19 protein-coding genes are annotated in these 16394 nt (G+C 67.9%); 6 read left to right on the forward strand and 13 right to left on the reverse strand.

The window, feature by feature from the left end; translation table 11 throughout:
• Positions 1 to 202 precede the first annotated feature (202 nt).
• From J7346_RS10520 to petA, 4 genes are all read right to left on the reverse strand, one after another.
• Positions 203 to 817, reverse strand: a complete 615-nt coding sequence (locus J7346_RS10520) for a DUF1579 domain-containing protein (protein ID WP_209119886.1) — start codon at positions 815 to 817, stop codon at positions 203 to 205.
• 118 nt (positions 818 to 935) lie between these two features.
• Positions 936 to 1820, reverse strand: coding sequence for a cytochrome c1 (locus tag J7346_RS10525; RefSeq protein ID WP_209119887.1), 885 nt, complete (start codon positions 1818 to 1820; stop codon positions 936 to 938).
• Between the two features lie 5 nt (positions 1821 to 1825).
• Positions 1826 to 3127 (reverse strand): cytochrome b/b6, encoded by a 1302-nt coding sequence (locus tag J7346_RS10530; protein WP_209119888.1) that lies wholly within the window; start codon positions 3125 to 3127, stop codon positions 1826 to 1828.
• 17 nt (positions 3128 to 3144) lie between these two features.
• The gene (petA, locus tag J7346_RS10535) at positions 3145 to 3696 is read right to left on the reverse strand and encodes a ubiquinol-cytochrome c reductase iron-sulfur subunit (protein WP_348521495.1); all 552 of its coding nucleotides are present in this window, start codon (positions 3694 to 3696) and stop codon (positions 3145 to 3147) included.
• A 194-nt stretch (positions 3697 to 3890) separates the two neighbouring features.
• Between petA and J7346_RS10540 the strand changes: the two genes are divergently transcribed.
• The gene (locus J7346_RS10540; RefSeq protein ID WP_209119890.1) at positions 3891 to 4331 is read left to right on the forward strand and encodes a tRNA (cytidine(34)-2'-O)-methyltransferase; all 441 of its coding nucleotides are present in this window, start codon (positions 3891 to 3893) and stop codon (positions 4329 to 4331) included.
• Here J7346_RS10540 and J7346_RS10545 read toward each other — a convergent pair.
• Positions 4328 to 5596: a dipeptidase gene (locus J7346_RS10545; RefSeq protein WP_209119891.1), complete on the reverse strand. Its 1269-nt coding sequence runs from the start codon at positions 5594 to 5596 to the stop codon at positions 4328 to 4330. The two genes, J7346_RS10540 and J7346_RS10545, sit on opposite strands and share 4 nt — an antisense overlap.
• A 102-nt stretch (positions 5597 to 5698) precedes the next feature.
• On the opposite strand from J7346_RS10545, the gene hemF reads away from it, so the two are divergent.
• Positions 5699 to 6586, forward strand: a complete 888-nt coding sequence (gene hemF, locus J7346_RS10550; protein ID WP_209119892.1) for an oxygen-dependent coproporphyrinogen oxidase — start codon at positions 5699 to 5701, stop codon at positions 6584 to 6586.
• Positions 6587 to 6589: 3 nt separating this feature from the next.
• On the opposite strand, the gene J7346_RS10555 is transcribed toward hemF, so the two are convergent.
• Both J7346_RS10555 and J7346_RS10560 read right to left on the reverse strand, forming a co-directional pair.
• Positions 6590 to 6784, reverse strand: a complete 195-nt coding sequence (locus J7346_RS10555; protein ID WP_209119893.1) for a hypothetical protein — start codon at positions 6782 to 6784, stop codon at positions 6590 to 6592.
• Positions 6785 to 6970: 186 nt separating this feature from the next.
• The gene (locus tag J7346_RS10560) at positions 6971 to 7675 is read right to left on the reverse strand and encodes a homoserine O-succinyltransferase (RefSeq protein WP_209119894.1); all 705 of its coding nucleotides are present in this window, start codon (positions 7673 to 7675) and stop codon (positions 6971 to 6973) included.
• Positions 7676 to 7733: 58 nt separating this feature from the next.
• Between J7346_RS10560 and J7346_RS10565 the strand changes: the two genes are divergently transcribed.
• Positions 7734 to 8042: an antibiotic biosynthesis monooxygenase family protein gene (locus J7346_RS10565; protein ID WP_245157801.1), complete on the forward strand. Its 309-nt coding sequence runs from the start codon at positions 7734 to 7736 to the stop codon at positions 8040 to 8042.
• 166 nt (positions 8043 to 8208) lie between these two features.
• On the opposite strand, the gene rlmJ is transcribed toward J7346_RS10565, so the two are convergent.
• Complete coding sequence (rlmJ, locus tag J7346_RS10570) at positions 8209 to 9027, reverse strand: 23S rRNA (adenine(2030)-N(6))-methyltransferase RlmJ (protein WP_209119896.1); 819 nt, start codon at positions 9025 to 9027, stop codon at positions 8209 to 8211.
• 126 nt (positions 9028 to 9153) lie between these two features.
• Here rlmJ and J7346_RS10575 point away from each other — a divergent pair, with 126 nt between their 5' ends.
• The 3 genes from J7346_RS10575 to J7346_RS10585 all read left to right on the forward strand — a co-directional run bounded on the left by J7346_RS10575 (position 9154) and on the right by J7346_RS10585 (position 11190).
• Entirely contained in the window at positions 9154 to 9621 is a 468-nt protein-coding gene (locus tag J7346_RS10575; protein WP_209119897.1) for a surface-adhesin E family protein, read from the forward strand.
• A 69-nt stretch (positions 9622 to 9690) separates the two neighbouring features.
• Positions 9691 to 10707, forward strand: coding sequence for a DNA topoisomerase IB (locus tag J7346_RS10580; RefSeq protein ID WP_209119898.1), 1017 nt, complete (start codon positions 9691 to 9693; stop codon positions 10705 to 10707).
• Positions 10708 to 10791: 84 nt separating this feature from the next.
• Positions 10792 to 11190, forward strand: coding sequence for a hypothetical protein (locus tag J7346_RS10585; protein ID WP_209119899.1), 399 nt, complete (start codon positions 10792 to 10794; stop codon positions 11188 to 11190).
• On the opposite strand, the gene tdh is transcribed toward J7346_RS10585, so the two are convergent.
• The 5 genes from tdh to J7346_RS10610 form a co-directional block, all read right to left on the reverse strand.
• A complete protein-coding gene (gene tdh / locus J7346_RS10590; protein ID WP_348521499.1) occupies positions 11191 to 12231 on the reverse strand; it encodes an L-threonine 3-dehydrogenase in 1041 nt (346 codons plus the stop codon).
• An 8-nt stretch (positions 12232 to 12239) separates the two neighbouring features.
• The gene (locus tag J7346_RS10595) at positions 12240 to 13430 is read right to left on the reverse strand and encodes a glycine C-acetyltransferase (protein ID WP_209119902.1); all 1191 of its coding nucleotides are present in this window, start codon (positions 13428 to 13430) and stop codon (positions 12240 to 12242) included.
• Positions 13431 to 13493: 63 nt separating this feature from the next.
• Positions 13494 to 14366, reverse strand: a complete 873-nt coding sequence (locus tag J7346_RS10600) for a DUF4232 domain-containing protein (RefSeq protein ID WP_209119903.1) — start codon at positions 14364 to 14366, stop codon at positions 13494 to 13496.
• 97 nt (positions 14367 to 14463) lie between these two features.
• On the reverse strand, positions 14464 to 15480 hold the full coding sequence (locus J7346_RS10605; protein ID WP_209119905.1) for a serine hydrolase: 1017 nt from the start codon (positions 15478 to 15480) through the stop codon (positions 14464 to 14466).
• Positions 15477 to 16367: an SDR family NAD(P)-dependent oxidoreductase gene (locus tag J7346_RS10610; protein ID WP_209119912.1), complete on the reverse strand. Its 891-nt coding sequence runs from the start codon at positions 16365 to 16367 to the stop codon at positions 15477 to 15479. The genes J7346_RS10605 and J7346_RS10610 overlap by 4 nt, the downstream gene beginning before the upstream one ends.
• Positions 16368 to 16394 lie beyond the last annotated feature (27 nt).

Consider the following 16394-nt stretch of genomic DNA (forward strand, 5'->3'; position numbering starts at 1 on the left):
GTGTTGAAAGGGCGGGGGAATTCGGGGGCGGCTTTCATAGCTGTGCCCTTTAGCCCATCGTCATCCTCCGACTTGATCGGAGGATCGGTCCATGCAGACCATCTCCCGTCGCGGGCGGCACCGATCCTCGGGTCAAGCCCGAGGATGACGGGTTTCTCTATCTCCTCCCTATCGAAGATGGGGAGGAGACGGGAACCGCACCCTACTCCGGCAGCACCGGGTCGGCGGCGGGCCAGTCGGTGTCGCCGCGGCGGCGGAGGCGCAATTCGACGACGGGCATGGGCGGGCGGTCGGGCATGACGAAGGTGCCGATCTCGACCCACTCCCCATCGCGGAAGGTGGTGACATAGCGCAGCTCGCCGCCCCGGCTGGGTGTCGTCCAGGAAAAGCCGTCGGGTGTGGATGTCAGGGGAAAGTCGCCCGCCTGGCCGTTGGCATAGGAGCGCATGACATAGCCGCCCTCCTCGCTCCAGGAGATGACGGCAAAGGCATTGAAGGCGGCGGTGCCGTCGTCGCTGGCGGTGCGGCCCTCGATCACCTTGATCGATCCGCCCAGCATGGGGCCGATCCGCTCGGTATGGGGATGGGTCATGGGGGCGCCGGGGCCGGCCAGAATGGTCGCCTCGCCCACCCATTCGCCGTCCATCCAGTCGAGCACCTGCATGGCCTCGCGCTGTTCGGCCGTGCCCTGCGGATAGACCGCCTGGGCCAGGGCCGGCGCGGCCCCGGCCAGGGCGGCCGTGCCGAGGATCGCCGCCGCCAGCAGGGCGCGCAGGGGCCGCCGCGCCGATGCGAAATTCAGGGACGCAGACATCATGACCAACCCTCCCGTTGCTTTGCATATTAAAGCACTTTTTCACCCTCGCTACAAGGCACGAAAAACCCGCCGGAGCGCGCCCCGGCGGGTCATTCAGTCGGTGTGGAAGCAGCGGGCCCTAGTGGGCGATGCCCTTCCAGATCCGGCGGTAGCTGGCGTAGGTCAGGCCCGCGAACAGCAGCAGGAAGATCAGCACGCCGAAGCCGGTGCGCTTGCGCTCGGTCGCGTGGGGATCGGAGGCCCAGGCGATGAAGGCGGCGACGTCCTGGGAATACTGGTCGACCGTCTGGGGCGAGCCGTCGTCATAGGTCACCTGACCGTCCGACAGCGGCGCCGGCATGGCGATGAAGCCGCCGGGGGGCACGTGGTCGGGATCGCCGCTCCAGAAGGGGGCGAGGTCGCCGGCCATATAGGGGTTGTAGTGCTGGCCCGGAGCCATCTTCAGACCCTCGGGCGCCGGCACATAACCCGACAGCAGCGAGTAGATGTAGTTGGCGCCGTCGTGACGGGCCTTGGCCATCACCGACAGGTCGGGCGGGGCCGCGCCGCCGTTGGCCGCCGCGGCGGCTGTGGCGTTCGCGTAGGGGCTCGGGAAGTGGTCCGCCGGGGTGGCCGGGCGCATGATCGGCTCACCGGTTTCGGTGTCGATGTCCGGCACCTGGACCTCGGCCGCGAGCGCGCGCACGTAGGGGTTGTCGGCCGGCGACCACTTTTCGTGGGCGTCATAGAACGGTCCGCCAGGCTGGCCCAGGTTCCGGAACGACATCAGCTGCATGCCGTGACAGGCGGCGCAGACCTCGCGGTAGACCTTGTAGCCGCGTTGCAGCTGGGCCTGATCGAAGGTGCCGAACGGCCCCTCGAAGCTGAAGCCGCCCGAGCGCGGATGCTTGGCTCCGCCGCCCGCCGCGGTGGCCGGAGCGGCCATGGCAACCAGGCTGAGGGCGGCGACGGCCGAGGCGACGATCTTGAACACGGCGGAGCGGGTCCCGTTTTGAATGGTCATGACGATCAGCCCTTCTTCTCGGGGATGCCACCGTCAAGCACCGGCTCGGAGATCGAGTGCGGCACCGGGAGGGGGGTCTCCTTGAGACCGACCCAGGGCATGATGATGAAGAAGAAGGCGAAGTAGTAGCCGGTCAGCAGGCGGGTCAACCACAGATAGCTGTTCAGCTGGCCGTCCAGCAGCTGGAAGCTGGGCATGCCGGGCACGACCTGGGCGTCAGGCAGCTGGGCGCCGCACCAGCCGAGGCCGACACCGACCACCAGGAAGATCAGGAAGAAGACCTTCATGGTCGGGCGGTAGCGCATCGAGCGGACACGCGAGGTGTCCAGCCAGGGCAGGATGAACAGCACGCCGATGGCACCGAACATGGCCAGCACGCCGCCGAACTTGTCCGGAATGGCCCGCAGGATGGCGTAGAAGGGCAGCATGTACCACTCGGGCACGATGTGCGCCGGGGTCTGCAGCGGGTTGGCCGGGATGTAGTTGTCGGCGTGGCCCAGGGCGTTCGGCATGTAGAAGACGAACACGGCGAACAGGATCAGGAAGAGGATGATCGCGAAGCCGTCCTTGACCGTGAAATAGGGGTGGAACGGCAGGGTGTCCTTGGGCGTCCGCTCCTTGGGGATCAGGATGCCGGCGGGGTTGTTCTGGCCCGAGGTGTGCAGCGCCCACAGGTGCAGCACGACCACGCCGAAGATCACGAACGGCAGCAGATAGTGCAGCGAGAAGAAGCGGTTGAGCGTGGCGTTGTCGATCGCCGGACCACCGCGCAGCCAGATCAGGACCGGCTCCCCGATGACCGGGATGGCGCCGATCAGGTTGGTGATCACCTCGGCACCCCAGAAGGACATCTGGCCCCAGGGCAGGACGTAGCCGAGGAAGGCCGTGGCGATCATCAGGAAGAAGATCACGCAGCCGAGGATCCAGATGATCTCGCGCGGGGCCTTGTACGAGCCGTAGTAGAGGCCGCGCAGCATGTGCAGATAGACGGCGATGAAGAACATCGACGCGCCGTTGGCGTGCACATAGCGGATCAGCCAGCCGCCATTGACGTCACGCATGATGCGCTCGACCGAGGCGAAGGCCAGTTCGGTATTGGGCACATAGTGCATGGCCAGCACGATGCCGGTGACGATCTGGACCATCAGGCAGAGCGTCAGGATGCCGCCGAAGGTGTACCAGTAGTTCAGGTTCCGCGGCGTCGGCAGCGACATATAGTCGGCGCCGAAGCGGATGATCGGCAGGCGGCTGTCGAGCCACTTTTCGATGCCGGTCTTGGGGACGTAGGTGGATTCGTGATCGCTCATGGTCTGTCCGTCCGTCCTCAGCCGATCCGCACGCGGGTGTCGGAGACGTATTCATAGGTCGGAACGTCAAGGTTCCGCGGCGCGGGGCCTTTGCGGATGCGTCCCGAGGTGTCGTAGTGCGAGCCGTGGCAGGGGCAGAACCAGCCGCCGTAGTCCCCGGCATTGAAGGTCGGCACGCAGCCCAGGTGGGTGCACGAGCCGATCACGACCAGATACTGCTCATGGCCGGCCTTGACGCGGTCGGCGTCGGTCTGGGGGTCCTTGAGGGCGCTGAGGGGCGTATCGACCGCCTCCTCGATCTCGGCCGGGGTGCGATAGCGCACGAACACCGGCTTGCCCTGCCATTTGATGACCACCTGCATGCCTTCGGCGACCTTGGTCAGGTCGAATTCTATGGTCGACAGGGCCAGGGTGTCGGCGGCGGGGTTCATCTGGTTCACCAGCGGCCAGGCCATCATGACCCCGGCCCCGACCGCCGCAGCACCGGCTGCGATGTGAATGAAATCCCGGCGGGTGGCGTCGTCGCCCCCACCGTGTCCGTCGTGGTTCAGTTCGACCGATTCGGTCACATCACACCTCTCATGGGCCCCGATGGACCCGGACCGGGCCATCGACGGTATCGTCATAGTTTGACGCGAGACGTCATACACCAGCTGTACGGACCGGATTTGCGGCTCATCGCCGCAAGACGGCGTATGCCTTGAGAAAGACTCGCAAAACCAGCCGCGACAAGCCCCCGGCTCACGCGTAGAAGGGCCTTAGAATGCGTCTCGCCCTTTTTCAACCAGCCATTCCGCAGAACGTCGGCGCCTGCATCCGCCTGTCGGCCTGTTTCGGCGTCGAATTGCATGTGATCGAGCCCACCGGCTTCCGGTTCGACGACCGCGCCATGAAGCGCGCGGCGCTGGATTACGGGCCTCTGGGCCATATGACGCGCCATGCCGACTGGGACGCTTTCCAGCGCGATCGCGGGCCCGGACGGCTGGTGCTGTTCACGACCAAGGGCGCCGAGCCGCTGACAACGTTCCGCTTCCAGCGGGACGATGTGCTGCTGTTCGGGTCGGAGCCGACCGGCGCGCCGGATCCTGTGCATGAGGCCGCCGACGCGCGGGTGCTGATTCCGCTGAAGCCCGGCGCGCGGTCGCTGAACCTGGCGGTCAGCGCCGGCATCGCCTGCTGGGAGTGGGCGCGGCAGGCGGGCTAATCCGACGCGTCAGGGTTGGCCATCAGGAAGGGCGACTCCTCGCGCTGCATGCGGGCGGCCGTCGCCTCGACCTCGCGCATGACCCGCAGGATGTTGCCCCCGGTCAGTTTGAGCACGTCTTGCTCGCTCCAGCCGCGCTTCAGCAGCTCGGCGATGATCAGCGGATAGGCGTCGACGCCCGAGATGCCGACCGGCAGGCTGCTGATGCCGTCGAAGTCCCCGCCCAGACCGACATGGTCGATGCCCGCCACGTCGCGAACGTGCTCGATGTGGGCGACGATGTCGGCGATGTCGGCGGTCGGCGCCGGGTGATTGACGGTCCAGTCCTCCATGCCGTCGGTGACCGCTTCCGGGTCGCCGGGATAGAGCGATTCAAGCCGGGCACGCTCGGCCGACTGGGCGGCGCCCCAGGCCCGCACATCCTCGTCGATGAAGGAGGGCACGAAGGTGATCATCACCACCCCGCCCTTTTCCGGCAGCAGGCGCAGGACGGAGTCCGGCACATTGCGCGGGTGGCCGGTCACGCCCCGGGCCGAGGAGTGCGAGAAAATCACCGGGGCCTGCGACACGCGGATAGCGTCCAGCATGGTGGCTTCGGACACATGGCTGAGGTCGACCATCATGCCGAGACGGTTCATCTCGAGCACCACCGTCTCGCCGAACGGGCTGAGTCCGTCCCAGCGCGGGGCGTCGGTCGCGCTGTCCGCCCAGCTGGTGGTCTTCGAGTGGGTCAGCGTCATGTAGCGCGCACCCGCGTCATGGAAGCTGCGCAGCAGGCCCAGCGAATCGGCGATGGAATAGCCGCCCTCCATGCCGATCAGGCTGGCGATGCGGCCCTCGCCGTGGATGCGCTCGACGTCATCGGCGGTCAGGGCCAGTTCGAACACATCGGGATAGGCGTCGATCAGGCGCTTCACGACATCGATCTGTTCGAAGGTGGCGCGCGCGGCCTCGAGCGGGGTCATGCTGGCGGGCACGTACACGGACCAGAACTGGCCGCCCACGCCGCCGGCGCGCAGCCGGGCGATGTCCGTGTGCAGGCGGGTGCCGGCCGACAGGTCGACGCGCAGGTCCACGCCCTGCGGGTCGCTGTTGTAGGCCTGACGCAGGGCCCAGGGCAGGTCGTTGTGGCCGTCGATCAGGGGCGAGGCCGCCAGCAGGCGCCGGGCGGTGTTGATCTCGGGCGACTGGGCCAGGGCCGGGGTGGTCGCCGCCAGCGCGATCGCCGTCGCGGCCAGAACACAGGACTTCAGATGACGCGGCATGGAGGCCTCCCTTTGCATGCGGAGCACTGTCGCGGTCAGGACCGGGCGGCGCAAGTCGCCCTGCCCCCTGCCCTGTCCGGAAAAATCGACTAGAAGCCAGCCATGGACACCTCCGCCCCCGCCCCGCAGCCCGATCTCGATACGCTGAAGATCGAAACCCGCGCCTGGTTCGAAGGCCTGCGCGACCGAATCCATGCGGCGCTGGAAGCACTGGAGGATGCCGCGGACCCGGCCCTCTATCCCGGTGAGGCGGGCCGGTTCGCCCGCACCGAATGGCAACGGCCGGAGGGCGGCGGCGGCGTCATGGGCATGCTGCACGGGCGGCTGTTCGAAAAGGCGGGCGTGCATTGCTCGACCGTGCACGGCACCTTCCCCGAGGACTATGCGAAACAGGTGCCGGGCGCGGCCGAGGACCCGCGCTTCTTCGCCACGGGCATCAGCCTGATCGTCCATCCCCGCAATCCGCATGTGCCCGCGGTGCACATGAACACGCGCTTTATTGCGACGACCAGGGGCTGGTTCGGCGGCGGCGGCGACCTGACGCCGGTGCTGGACGTGGACCGGCGCGAGGATGCGCCCGACACGATCGCCTTCCACGCCGCCTACAAGGCCGCCTGTGACCGGCACGATCCGACCTACTATCCGCGCTTCAAGGCGTGGTGCGACGAGTATTTCTGGCTGGCCCATCGCAAGGAGCCGCGCGGCACCGGCGGCATCTTCTATGACCATCTGGAGAGTGGCGACCGGGCAGCGGACTTCGCCTTTACCCGCGATGTCGGCGACGCCTTCCTCGCGGCCTATCCCGACATCGTCCGGGGCCGGATGGGCGAGGCCTGGACCGATGCCGAGCGCGAGGAACAGCTGGTCCGCCGCGGCCGCTATGTCGAGTTCAACCTGCTGTACGACCGGGGCACGACCTTCGGCCTGAAGACCGGGGGCAATGTCGAGGCGATCCTCAGCTCCATGCCGCCCGAGGTGAAGTGGCCCTGACGGTCAGCTGTTGAAGAAGACGCGATAGCAGGCGCGTTCCTGGCAGTAGTAGACCGAGCCGTTGTGGGTCACATAGCTGCCGGTCGCGACGGACTGGGCGCGGGTGGGGGCGGCGTTGAAGGCGAGGCCGATCACCACGCCGATGGCGAGCAGTAGGGCGGCCAGCAGGAGGTCACGGGCATTCAGGGTCAGGGTCATGGCAGGTCTCCGGATTGAGACCTGACGCTAGCCGATTTTTCGCGGCGCGCACCTGACGGATTCCGACCCGTAAACGTCCGTCATCCTGTGGCTTGACCACAGGATCGGTCCGGGCAGGCGGTTCCGCCGGACCAAGGGGTGCGTGGCACCGATCCTCGGATCAAGTCCGAGGATGACGACCGAGGTTTACCCCCGCAGGAACGTCCTTAGCCATGCACCGACGGCGTCGCGGTCATTGTCGCCCTTGAGGGTTTCCAGCGCGGGATCGACGCGGTCGGCGCCGATGCGGTCCCGGCGCCCCTCGGCCAGGGCGGCGGCAAAGTCCGGGGTGAATTCCGGGTGGCACTGCATGGAGACGGCATCGTCATCCCAGGCGAGCCCGGCGAAGGGGGTGAAGTCGCTGGCGAGGATCACACGAGCCCCGGCAGGCTTCTCGACCACCTGATCCTGATGCGAGACGGGAATGGCGATGGTCGACAGGGGCGGCTGCATCCACGGCTCGGCCGCCTGGACGTCATAGCGATGCAGGCCGACGCCCCATCCGCGATCCGACTTCTCGACGCTGCCCCCCAGCGCCTGGGCCATGGCCTGATGACCGAAGCAGATGCCGACCATGCGGGTCCGTCCCTTCGCCGACGCGATCCAGTCCAGCAGGCGATCGATCCAGGGGTCACCGTCATAGACGCCCGCGGGCGAGCCGGTGATGATCACGCCGTCGAACGCCTCGGGGTCCGGCGGCGGACTGTGGCGCACATCCACGCCCCGCGTCTCGAATTCCTCGCCCAGCAGGCGCCGGAACATCTGCGGATACCGACCGTGGGTCGGCGCCAGATCCGAGGGTGGCGCGCCGGTCTCGAGGATGGCGATGCAGGGCTTTCGAGGCTCGGTCATGGGCTCGATATGGACCGGCAGGCACGACTTGGTAAGGGGGATGGTCTATGGGACGGCCATGTCCGACGCCGATTCCGACACTGTCGTCCTGATCAATGTCTACAAGTGCGACCCTGCGCGACAGGATGCGCTGATGGACGCCCTGACCGTGATGGTCGGGCGCCAGCGCGGGCTGGACGGCTTCGTTTCGGCGACCTTGCATCGCGGCCTGAACGGCAAGGTCTGCGCGGTGCATGGCGTGTGGGCCAGCCGTGAGGACTGGAAGGCCATGACGCGCCACCCGGCCATCGTGGAGGCCATGAGCCCCATCATGGGCATCGCCACCTTTGAACCCAATCTGTACGAGCCGGGCGAGACGTTCGACTGAAAGTCCGAGGAAGGTGTGACGCTCTGAATCGGAGGGTTGGTTTCCGCTCATTCCCGCGAAAGCGGGAACCCAGAGTTTTTGCCCGCCCAACACCGTCCGCTGACAAACTGCTGAAGAGAACTGGGTCCCCGCTTTCGCGGGGATGAGCGGGGGTCAGGGCAAGGCCTCAGGCCCACCAGACCTCGGCGCGGGCGCCGGTGTCGCCCAGGGTCTCTGCCACCCAGCCACAGACCTCTTGCGCCACCGCCTCGGCGCCGTCCGGCGGGTTCAACATGACCAGGGTGCAGCCGTTCATCTTCATGGGATTGGTCAGGGGCCGCAGACGGGCCTCGGCCACCAGGACGCGACCGGGATTGCCGACCGACAGGCGGCGCAGGAAGCCGTCGAAGGTCTCCATGTCCTTGAGCGGGGTCCAGATGGCGACGGTCGCCGTCGGGTCGCGCCGGGCCACCGCGGCGGCCGCGTCAGCCGCGCGTTGATAGTCGTCGGCCTGTTCAAACGGCGGGTCGATCAGCACCAGCGGACCGCGCGCGCTGGCGGTCGCACCGGCCAGGGCCTCATAGCCGTCGGCCGCCCGCCCCGAGGCCCGGGGGTGGTCGGCGAGCGCCTGGTTGAGCAGCGCGACCACCGGCGGGTTCATCTCTAAGCCGACGTAGGCGTCCCCCTCGCGCAGGCGCCGGGCGACCAGCAGGGGCGAGCCGGGATAGAAGCGCACGCCGCCGTCGGGGTTGAGGGCCGCGACTTCCTGCGCCAGAGCCCGGATCGCCGCAGGCAAGGTGTCGCTGGCCATCAGCCGGGCGACGCCCGCCTCGGCCTCGCGCGAGCGGACAGCATCGCCGGTCAGGTCATAGAGGCCGGCCCCGGCGTGGGTGTCGATGACGGTCAGCGGCCCCCGCGCCTGCATTCGCCCGACCAGCCACAGCAGCAGGGCGTGCTTGACCAGATCGGCGAAGTTTCCGGCGTGAAAGCTGTGACGGTAGTTCATGGAGCGGGACGGGATCCTGACCAAAGCTGACTGGGGTCCGCTATGACATTGCATGGGCGCGACGGGAATGCTGAATTCCGATGGAAGCCCGGTCGAGCCGGGACAGCTGTATCCCGAGGATCGACCATGAAGTGGCTGGCAGTTGCGATCACCGCCTGGGCGCTCGCCGGGGCAGCACAGGCGCAGGACTGGGTGTATGCGGCGCACGGGGGTGGCTCGGCTCAAGGGTATGACGCTGACAGCGTGACCCGTAACGGGACCCTTCGCACCGTGGACGTCGTGGTCGTGGCGGCCGAAACCCAGACCCTGCCGAGCGGGCGGACCTGGGATTATCTGGTGACCCGGGAACAGCTCGACTGCACGAATTTCCGGCGACGCGTCATGGTCTCTACGACGCATCGGTTCGGCCAACCCCAGCCCACAGAGGTCCATACGGAGCCGGGCCAGTGGCTGGAGCCTACGGTTGCCGGGTCGGTCAGCGGTGTGTTGGTCCGGGGCGTATGCTCGGACACGCGCCCGGACAGCATGGGCTTTACGACGGCTGATGACTTTGCCCGGGCGGCCCGGCGGGTCTTCGAGGGCGGCGGCGCCTAGAGCTCTGCCGGAGGAACCGGGGGGCGGACGGCCGCGTTGCCGATCCGCCATGACCCGCGACGCGCCGCAATGACGGCCTCTCTCCTCAGCGATACCGAAGCAGACCTGCCGCCGGGGCTGACCTGGTGCAGCGACGACCGCACGGGGTTTTCCCGCAGGCGCGCGGGCAAGGGCTTTGCCTATCTGGATCGCAAGGGGGCGGTGATCCGTGACCCGAAGGTCCGGGCGCGCATCAATGCCCTGGCCATTCCGCCGGCCTGGACCGAGGTGTGGATCTGCCCGCGCGCCAACGGCCATATCCAGGCGATCGGCCGCGATGCCAAGGGCCGGAAGCAGTACCGCTATCACGCCGACTGGAGCAGCCATGCCTCGGAGTCGAAATTCGACCGGTTGCCGGCCTTTGCCCGCGCCCTGCCCCGGCTGCACGAGCGGGTGGAGGCCGATCTGAACAAGCGCGGGCCGTGCCGCGACAAGGTGCTGGCCACGGTCGTGCGGCTGCTTGAGCTGACCCTGATCCGGATCGGCAATGCCCGCTATGCGAAGCAGAACCGGTCCTACGGCCTGACCACGCTGAACAAGCGGCATCTGGAGGTGGACGGCGCCTCGCTGACCTTCGCCTTTCGCGGCAAGAGCGGCCAGAGTCACGAGGTGTCGGTGCGCGACCGGCGGCTGGCGCGCGTGATCCGAACCCTGCGCGAACTGCCCGGCCAGCCGGTGTTCCAGTACCGCGATCCGGAGGGGGACCTGTCGACCGTCACCTCGGATGCGGTCAACGCCTATATCCGCGAGGCCATGGGCGAGGACTTTTCGGCCAAGGATTTCCGCACCTGGGCGGCGACCCTGTCGGCGGCGCGGGTGCTGCGCGAGACCGAGCCCGCGACCTCGGCAACCGATGCGAAGCGCAAGCTGACGGCCTGTTGCCGGACCGTGTCGGGCCTGCTGGGCAATACGCCGACCGTGTGCCGGTCGTCCTATATCCATCCGGCGGTGCTGGAAGCGTTCGAGGACGGCAGCCTGGCCGAGGCCCTGCCCGGGCCGGAGGCCAAATCCTTTGAACCGAAGCTGATCCGGATGTTGGCCCAATAGAGCCACAAAGCTGACTGCCTATTCACTTGAGCAAACTGCGGAACGGCGGTTTACGGGCCTCTCCTGTCGGAGGGATACCTGAAAATGAAACTGTCCAACCTGTTCCTGCGTCTGGCCGTCGCCTTTGCCCTGCTGGGCGTCGGCCTCGGCTATTTCATGGGCGCCACACACCAGTTCCTGCTGTCGCCCGTCCATGCCCACATCAACCTGCTCGGCTGGGTGTCGATATTCCTGTACGGCCTGTTCTACCGCGCCGCGCCCGAGGCGGCGGCGGGCTGGCTGCCCAGGGTGCATGCCGGTCTGGCCATCCTCGGCCTGCCCGTCATGATGATCGGCCTGACCATCCAGCTGCTGGGCGTGCCGTCGCTGATGGCCATGGTGCCGCCGATGATGATCGTCGGGCCGACCCTGGTGGTGCTGGGCATGGTCGCCTTTGCCGCGGTGGTGGTGCGCGCGACGGGTGACCGGCTGGTGGCCGCCTGATCAGGCGGCCTTCGACCAGTCCAGAACGACCTTGCCCGACTTGCCCGACTTCATGACCTCGAAGCCGTCGCGGTACTGGTCGTAGGCCAGCTGGTGGGTGATGAGCGGCTGAAGGTCCAGTCCGGCCTTCAGCAGCCCCAGCATCTTGCGCCAGGTGGTGAACATCTCGCGGCCATAGACGCCCTTGATGGTCAGGGCCTTGAGGATGATGGCGCCCCAGTCGGTCTCCATCGGCTTCGACGGAATGCCCAGCAGGGCCAGGCCGCCGCCCATGATCAGGGTGTCGACGCACTGTTTGAAGGCCACCGGGCTGCCCGACATCTCGAGGGCGACGTCGAAGCCGACCTTCATGCCCAGCTCGGGAATGACGTCGTGCAGGTCTTCCTTGAGCGTGTTGACGGTGCGCACGCCCGGCGCAACTTTTTGCGCAAGATCGAGGCGGAAGTCATTGATATCGGTCAGGACCACCGTGCGCGCCCCGGCGTGGCGGGCGACGGCGGCGGCCATGATGCCGATGGGGCCGGCGCCGGTGACCAGCACATCCTCGCCCAGCAGGTCGAACTGCTGCGCGGTGTGCACGGCATTGCCGAACGGGTCGAGGATCGAGCCGATCTCATAGGGGACGTCATCGGGCAGCTCGATGACGTTGAAGGCCGGGGCCACAACATATTCGGCAAAGGCACCCTGGCGGTTCACGCCGATGCCGCGCGTGGCCGGATCGAGGTGGAAATGGCCGGCGCGGGCCGCCTCGGAGTTCAGATCGATGACGTGCCCCTCGGCCGAGACGCGCTGGCCGACCTTGAGCGGGCGATCCACGTCCTTGCCGACCGAGACGATCTCGCCACTGAACTCGTGGCCGGTGATCATCGGTACTGGCACGTTCTTTTGGGACCACTCGTCCCAGTTCCAGATATGGATGTCGGTGCCGCAGACGGCGGTCTTGTGGACCTTGATCAGCACATCCTCGGGACCGGCCTCGGGGATCGGGGCGTCGATCAGCTCGAGGCCCTCGGCGGCGCGGGTCTTGGCAAGCGCCTTCATGGTGTCGGTCATTTGATCACTCCCAGTTCCTTGCCGGCGGTCTTGAACGCTTCAACGACCTGATCGATCTGGTCGAAGGTGTGGGCGGCTGACATCTGTGTCCGAATGCGGGCCTGCCCGCGCGGCACCACGGGGAAGCTGAAGCCGATGACGTAGACGCCCAGCTCCAGCATGCGGGCGGCCATGTCCTGGGCGAGGCGCGCGTCGCCCAGCATGACCGGGATGATCGGGTGTTCGCCCGGCAGCAGGTCGAACCCGGCCTCGGTCATGGCCGTGCGATAGCGGGCAGCATTGGCGAACAGCTGCTTGCGCAGGGCGTCGCCCTCCTCGCCCGCGGCGATGCGGATGGCCTCGAGCGACGAGCCGCAGACGGCGGGGCTGAGGGCGTTCGAGAACAGGTACGGCCGGGCACGCTGCTTCAGCAGGGCCACCACCGGCGCGGTCGCGCAGATGAAGCCGCCCATGGCCCCGCCCAGCGCCTTGCCGAAGGTACCGGTGACGAAGTCGACCTTGACCCCGCAGTGGGCGTAGGAGCCGCGTCCCTGCGGGCCCATGAAGCCGGTGGCGTGGCAGTCGTCGACCATGATCAGGGCGTCGTACTTGTCGGCCAGGGCGCGGATCTCGGCCAGCTTCGCGACATAGCCGTCCATCGAGAAGGCGCCGTCCGTGGCGATGATGATGTCGCGCGCGCCGTCGGCCCGGGCCTGCTTCAGCCGGGCCTCGAGGTCGGCCATGTCGGAGTTGGCAAAGCGGTAGCGCTTCGCCTTGCAGAGTCGCACGCCGTCAATGATTGATGCGTGGTTCAGACTGTCCGAGACGATGGCGTCCTCGGCCCCGAACAGCGGCTCGAAGATGCCGCCGTTGGCATCAAAGGCGGCGGCGAACAGGATGGTGTCCTCAAAGCCGAGGTAGTCGGCGATGGCGCGCTCCAGCTCCTTGTGGATCTCCAGCGTGCCGCAGATGAACCGCACCGAGGCGGTGCCCGCGCCCCAGCGCTCCTGTGCCCTGATGCCCGCCTGGACGACGCGCTCGTCCCCGGCCAGCCCCAGATAGTTGTTGGCGCAGAAGTTCAGCACCTTTCGGCCCCCGACCTCGATCACCGGCCCCTGTCGGGAGGCGATGATCCGTTCGGGCTTGGTCAGGCCCTGGGCGTCGATGTCGGCCAGCTCGGCGGCGATGCGGTCGTGGAAAGCGGTCATGGGCGCTCCGCTAGACGGTTTTGACGGCGGCATAAAGCCCCGCCCGACCTCACACCTTCGGCATCAGTTGGCGGGCGTCGGGTTTTCGGTGGCCCGGACCTGGCCGACCTTGATGCGCCCGCCGCAGACGGTCATCTCGGTCTGCTGCGTCAGGGGCGCCGTATCGCCGGGCGCCGTGACCCGGAGACCTTCGGTGACCGGGCAGCGCGTCTCGCCCTCGCTCTCGTGCGGCACGACATTCCAGCCGATGTCGAAGTACGCCTTGCCCCCCGCGGCCAGTTCGACCGGATGTGGCGGCTCGGCCGGATCGCCCTGCATCCAGGGATCGGCACGCACGCTGACAACAGGGCGCCCCTCCTCATTCATCAAGGTCACGCCGGGATAGCCGGTGATACTGCACGTCTCGGTCCCGGCATTGCGCAGCGACAGGATCATGCCGCGATTGCCGGCCCCGGCATCGGACTGTTCGATCTCGAGGGCCAGTTGCGGTCCGGCACAGGCAGGGGCCTTGGCCATGGACTGGGGATTGCTGGCAGGGGTCAGGGGCTGGCCCTTGCGCACGCAACGCTCCAGCTCGATGCCCTGGGGGCGACCTTCGGCATCGAGGCGGCTGAGGCGGCCTTCCTCGCGGCCGTCGCGGTTCGCGGACCACCACTCCAGGCCGGGCCCGGCATAGCGGGCGCCACTGCCCGAACTGACCGGACGCAGGCGATAGGATTCGCCCTCATAGGTCAGGGCGGCGGTGCGATCCTTGGCGTAGATGACCGAGAGGCTCTTGCCGCTCTCGCAGTCGTAGGCGATCGAGACACCCGTGACGGCCCCCTCGCCGGGCGACGGCGCCTCGACCGGCTCCGGCGGATCACGTCGGTCGGGCGAGCAGGCCGTGACGAGCGCCAGGCTGCTGACGGCGGCCCACAGGCCAGCGGTGCGCTTCATCCGCATGATCATGACATCGACCCTCCCTGCTACAGCTTCACTATAGCGCATCGGAGGGCGTTCGGGTTGCCCGTGTGATGTCGGGTGTGGCGGACCCTCAGCCGAGGGCTGCCACCGTGTCGGCGATCAGGCGATCGGCAAAGTCGGCCGAGGCGGGCGGGTCGCCCTGGCGCACGATGATCAGATCGCGCGACGGCACGATCAGGATCACCTGCCCCCCGGCGCCGAGGGCGGCATAGGTGTCGTGCGGGGAGGCCGGGAAGCGACGACCCCCCGGGCGGCCGAAGACGTCCAGCCCCTCCTCTGCATTCACCCACCAGAGCAGGCCGTAGGACCGGTTGATCGGCTGGGAGGCGCTGACCATCCGCGCCACATAGTCGGCGGACACCAGCTGGCGGCCCTGCCACTCGCCGCCCTGCATGACCATCCGGCCGAAGGTCCACAGGTCGCGCGCGGTCGAGGCAGCCGAATAGTAGTTGGTGACCGGGCCGTTTCCGCCCTGTCCCTCACTGGTGATCCAGACCGTGTCCGTCATGCCCAGCGGCTCCAGCAGTCTGCGGCCCGCATAGGACTCCACTGTCTCGCCGGTCGCGCGCATCAGGATGTGGAACAGCAGGTGATAGGCCGCCGTATTGTAGGCCCAGTGGGTGCCCGGCGGATGGGCCAGCGGCGCGGCGCCGTTGATCGCGAACTGGTCGCCGGTCACGCCGCGCAGGGCGAGGCCCGTATCGTTCAGCCCCGAGGTCATGCTGAGCAGATGATGGAGGGTAATGCCGGCGCGGGCATCGTCCCGCCAGGCCGGGACGAAGTCCCCCGCAGACTGGTCGAGGCTGTCGATGAAGCCGTCATCCAGCGCCATGCCGAACAGGACGGCAACCATGCTCTTGCCGACCGAGGCGACTTCGCGCGGGCGGTCGGCGGGCCAGTCGGCCGCATATCGCTCGGCCAGAACCGCGTCGCCCCGGGCGATCAGCACCGAGGAGGCCCGGTCGGCCATGGCCCGGTCGACGATCACCGTCAGGTCCGGTGACGCCATGGCCATCCCCCGCGTGGCGCAGGCGGCCATCAGGCCACCCGCTCCGATCAAGGCCCCGCGGCGGCTGAGGGCGGTCATGTCGTCGCGTCCGCCATGGCATGGCGCTCGGCGCTGGCGACCTCGCGCTCGGCCTGCATGAAGCCATAGGCCGGGACCAGGGCCTCGCGGTCATCCGACACCTGATCCCAGGCCGCCAGCAGACGCTCGCCCGCCTCGGGGCCGCCGCCGATGAACTGGCCGGGGGTGAGGGTGACATAGGCCCGGGCGAAATGACCGGCGCCCGCGCAGACGATCGCGCGTGTGGGCGCGTCATCGACGACCAGCGGCAGCAGGGCGGGGCTGACCAGCGCCGGATCCAGCTGTTGCAGGGCGGTGTCGGACAGCACGCCTTCGGTCATGCCGGTGGCGGCCGTGGGCGCCAGGCAGTTGACGCGGATGTCGTATTTGTCGCCCTCGATGGCGAGGGTCTGCATCAGGCCGACCAGACCCATCTTGGCCGCGCCATAGTTGGCCTGGCCGAAATTGCCGTACAGGCCCGAGGACGAGGTGGTCATGACGATGCGGCCAAAGCCCTGCTCGCGCATGGCCGCCCAGACCGCCTTGCAGCAGATGGCGGCGCCGACGAGGTGGACGTCCAGCACCAGACGGAAGTCATCCATCTCCATCTTGGCGAAGCTCTTGTCGCGCAGGATGCCGGCGTTGTTGATCAGGATGTCGACGCGGCCCCATTCCGACAGGGTCCGGTCCACCATGGCCTGGACCGCCGCTTCATCGGTGACCGAGGCCGCTACGCCGAATGCCTCTCCGCCCGAGGCCTTGATCTCGGCGGCCACGGCATCGGCCGCCTCGCCGTTCATGTCATTGACCACGACGCGGGCCCCCTGGCGGGCCAGGAACAGGGCGTGCTGACGCCCCAGCCCTCCGCCTGCGCCGGTGACAATCGCGATTCGTCCGTCGAGCCTCATGGGCTGTACTCCCCCTTACTGAAAAAA

Origin of the sequence: Brevundimonas sp. A19_0, assembly GCF_017744255.1 — a bacterium.
Lineage (GTDB): Bacteria > Pseudomonadota > Alphaproteobacteria > Caulobacterales > Caulobacteraceae > Brevundimonas.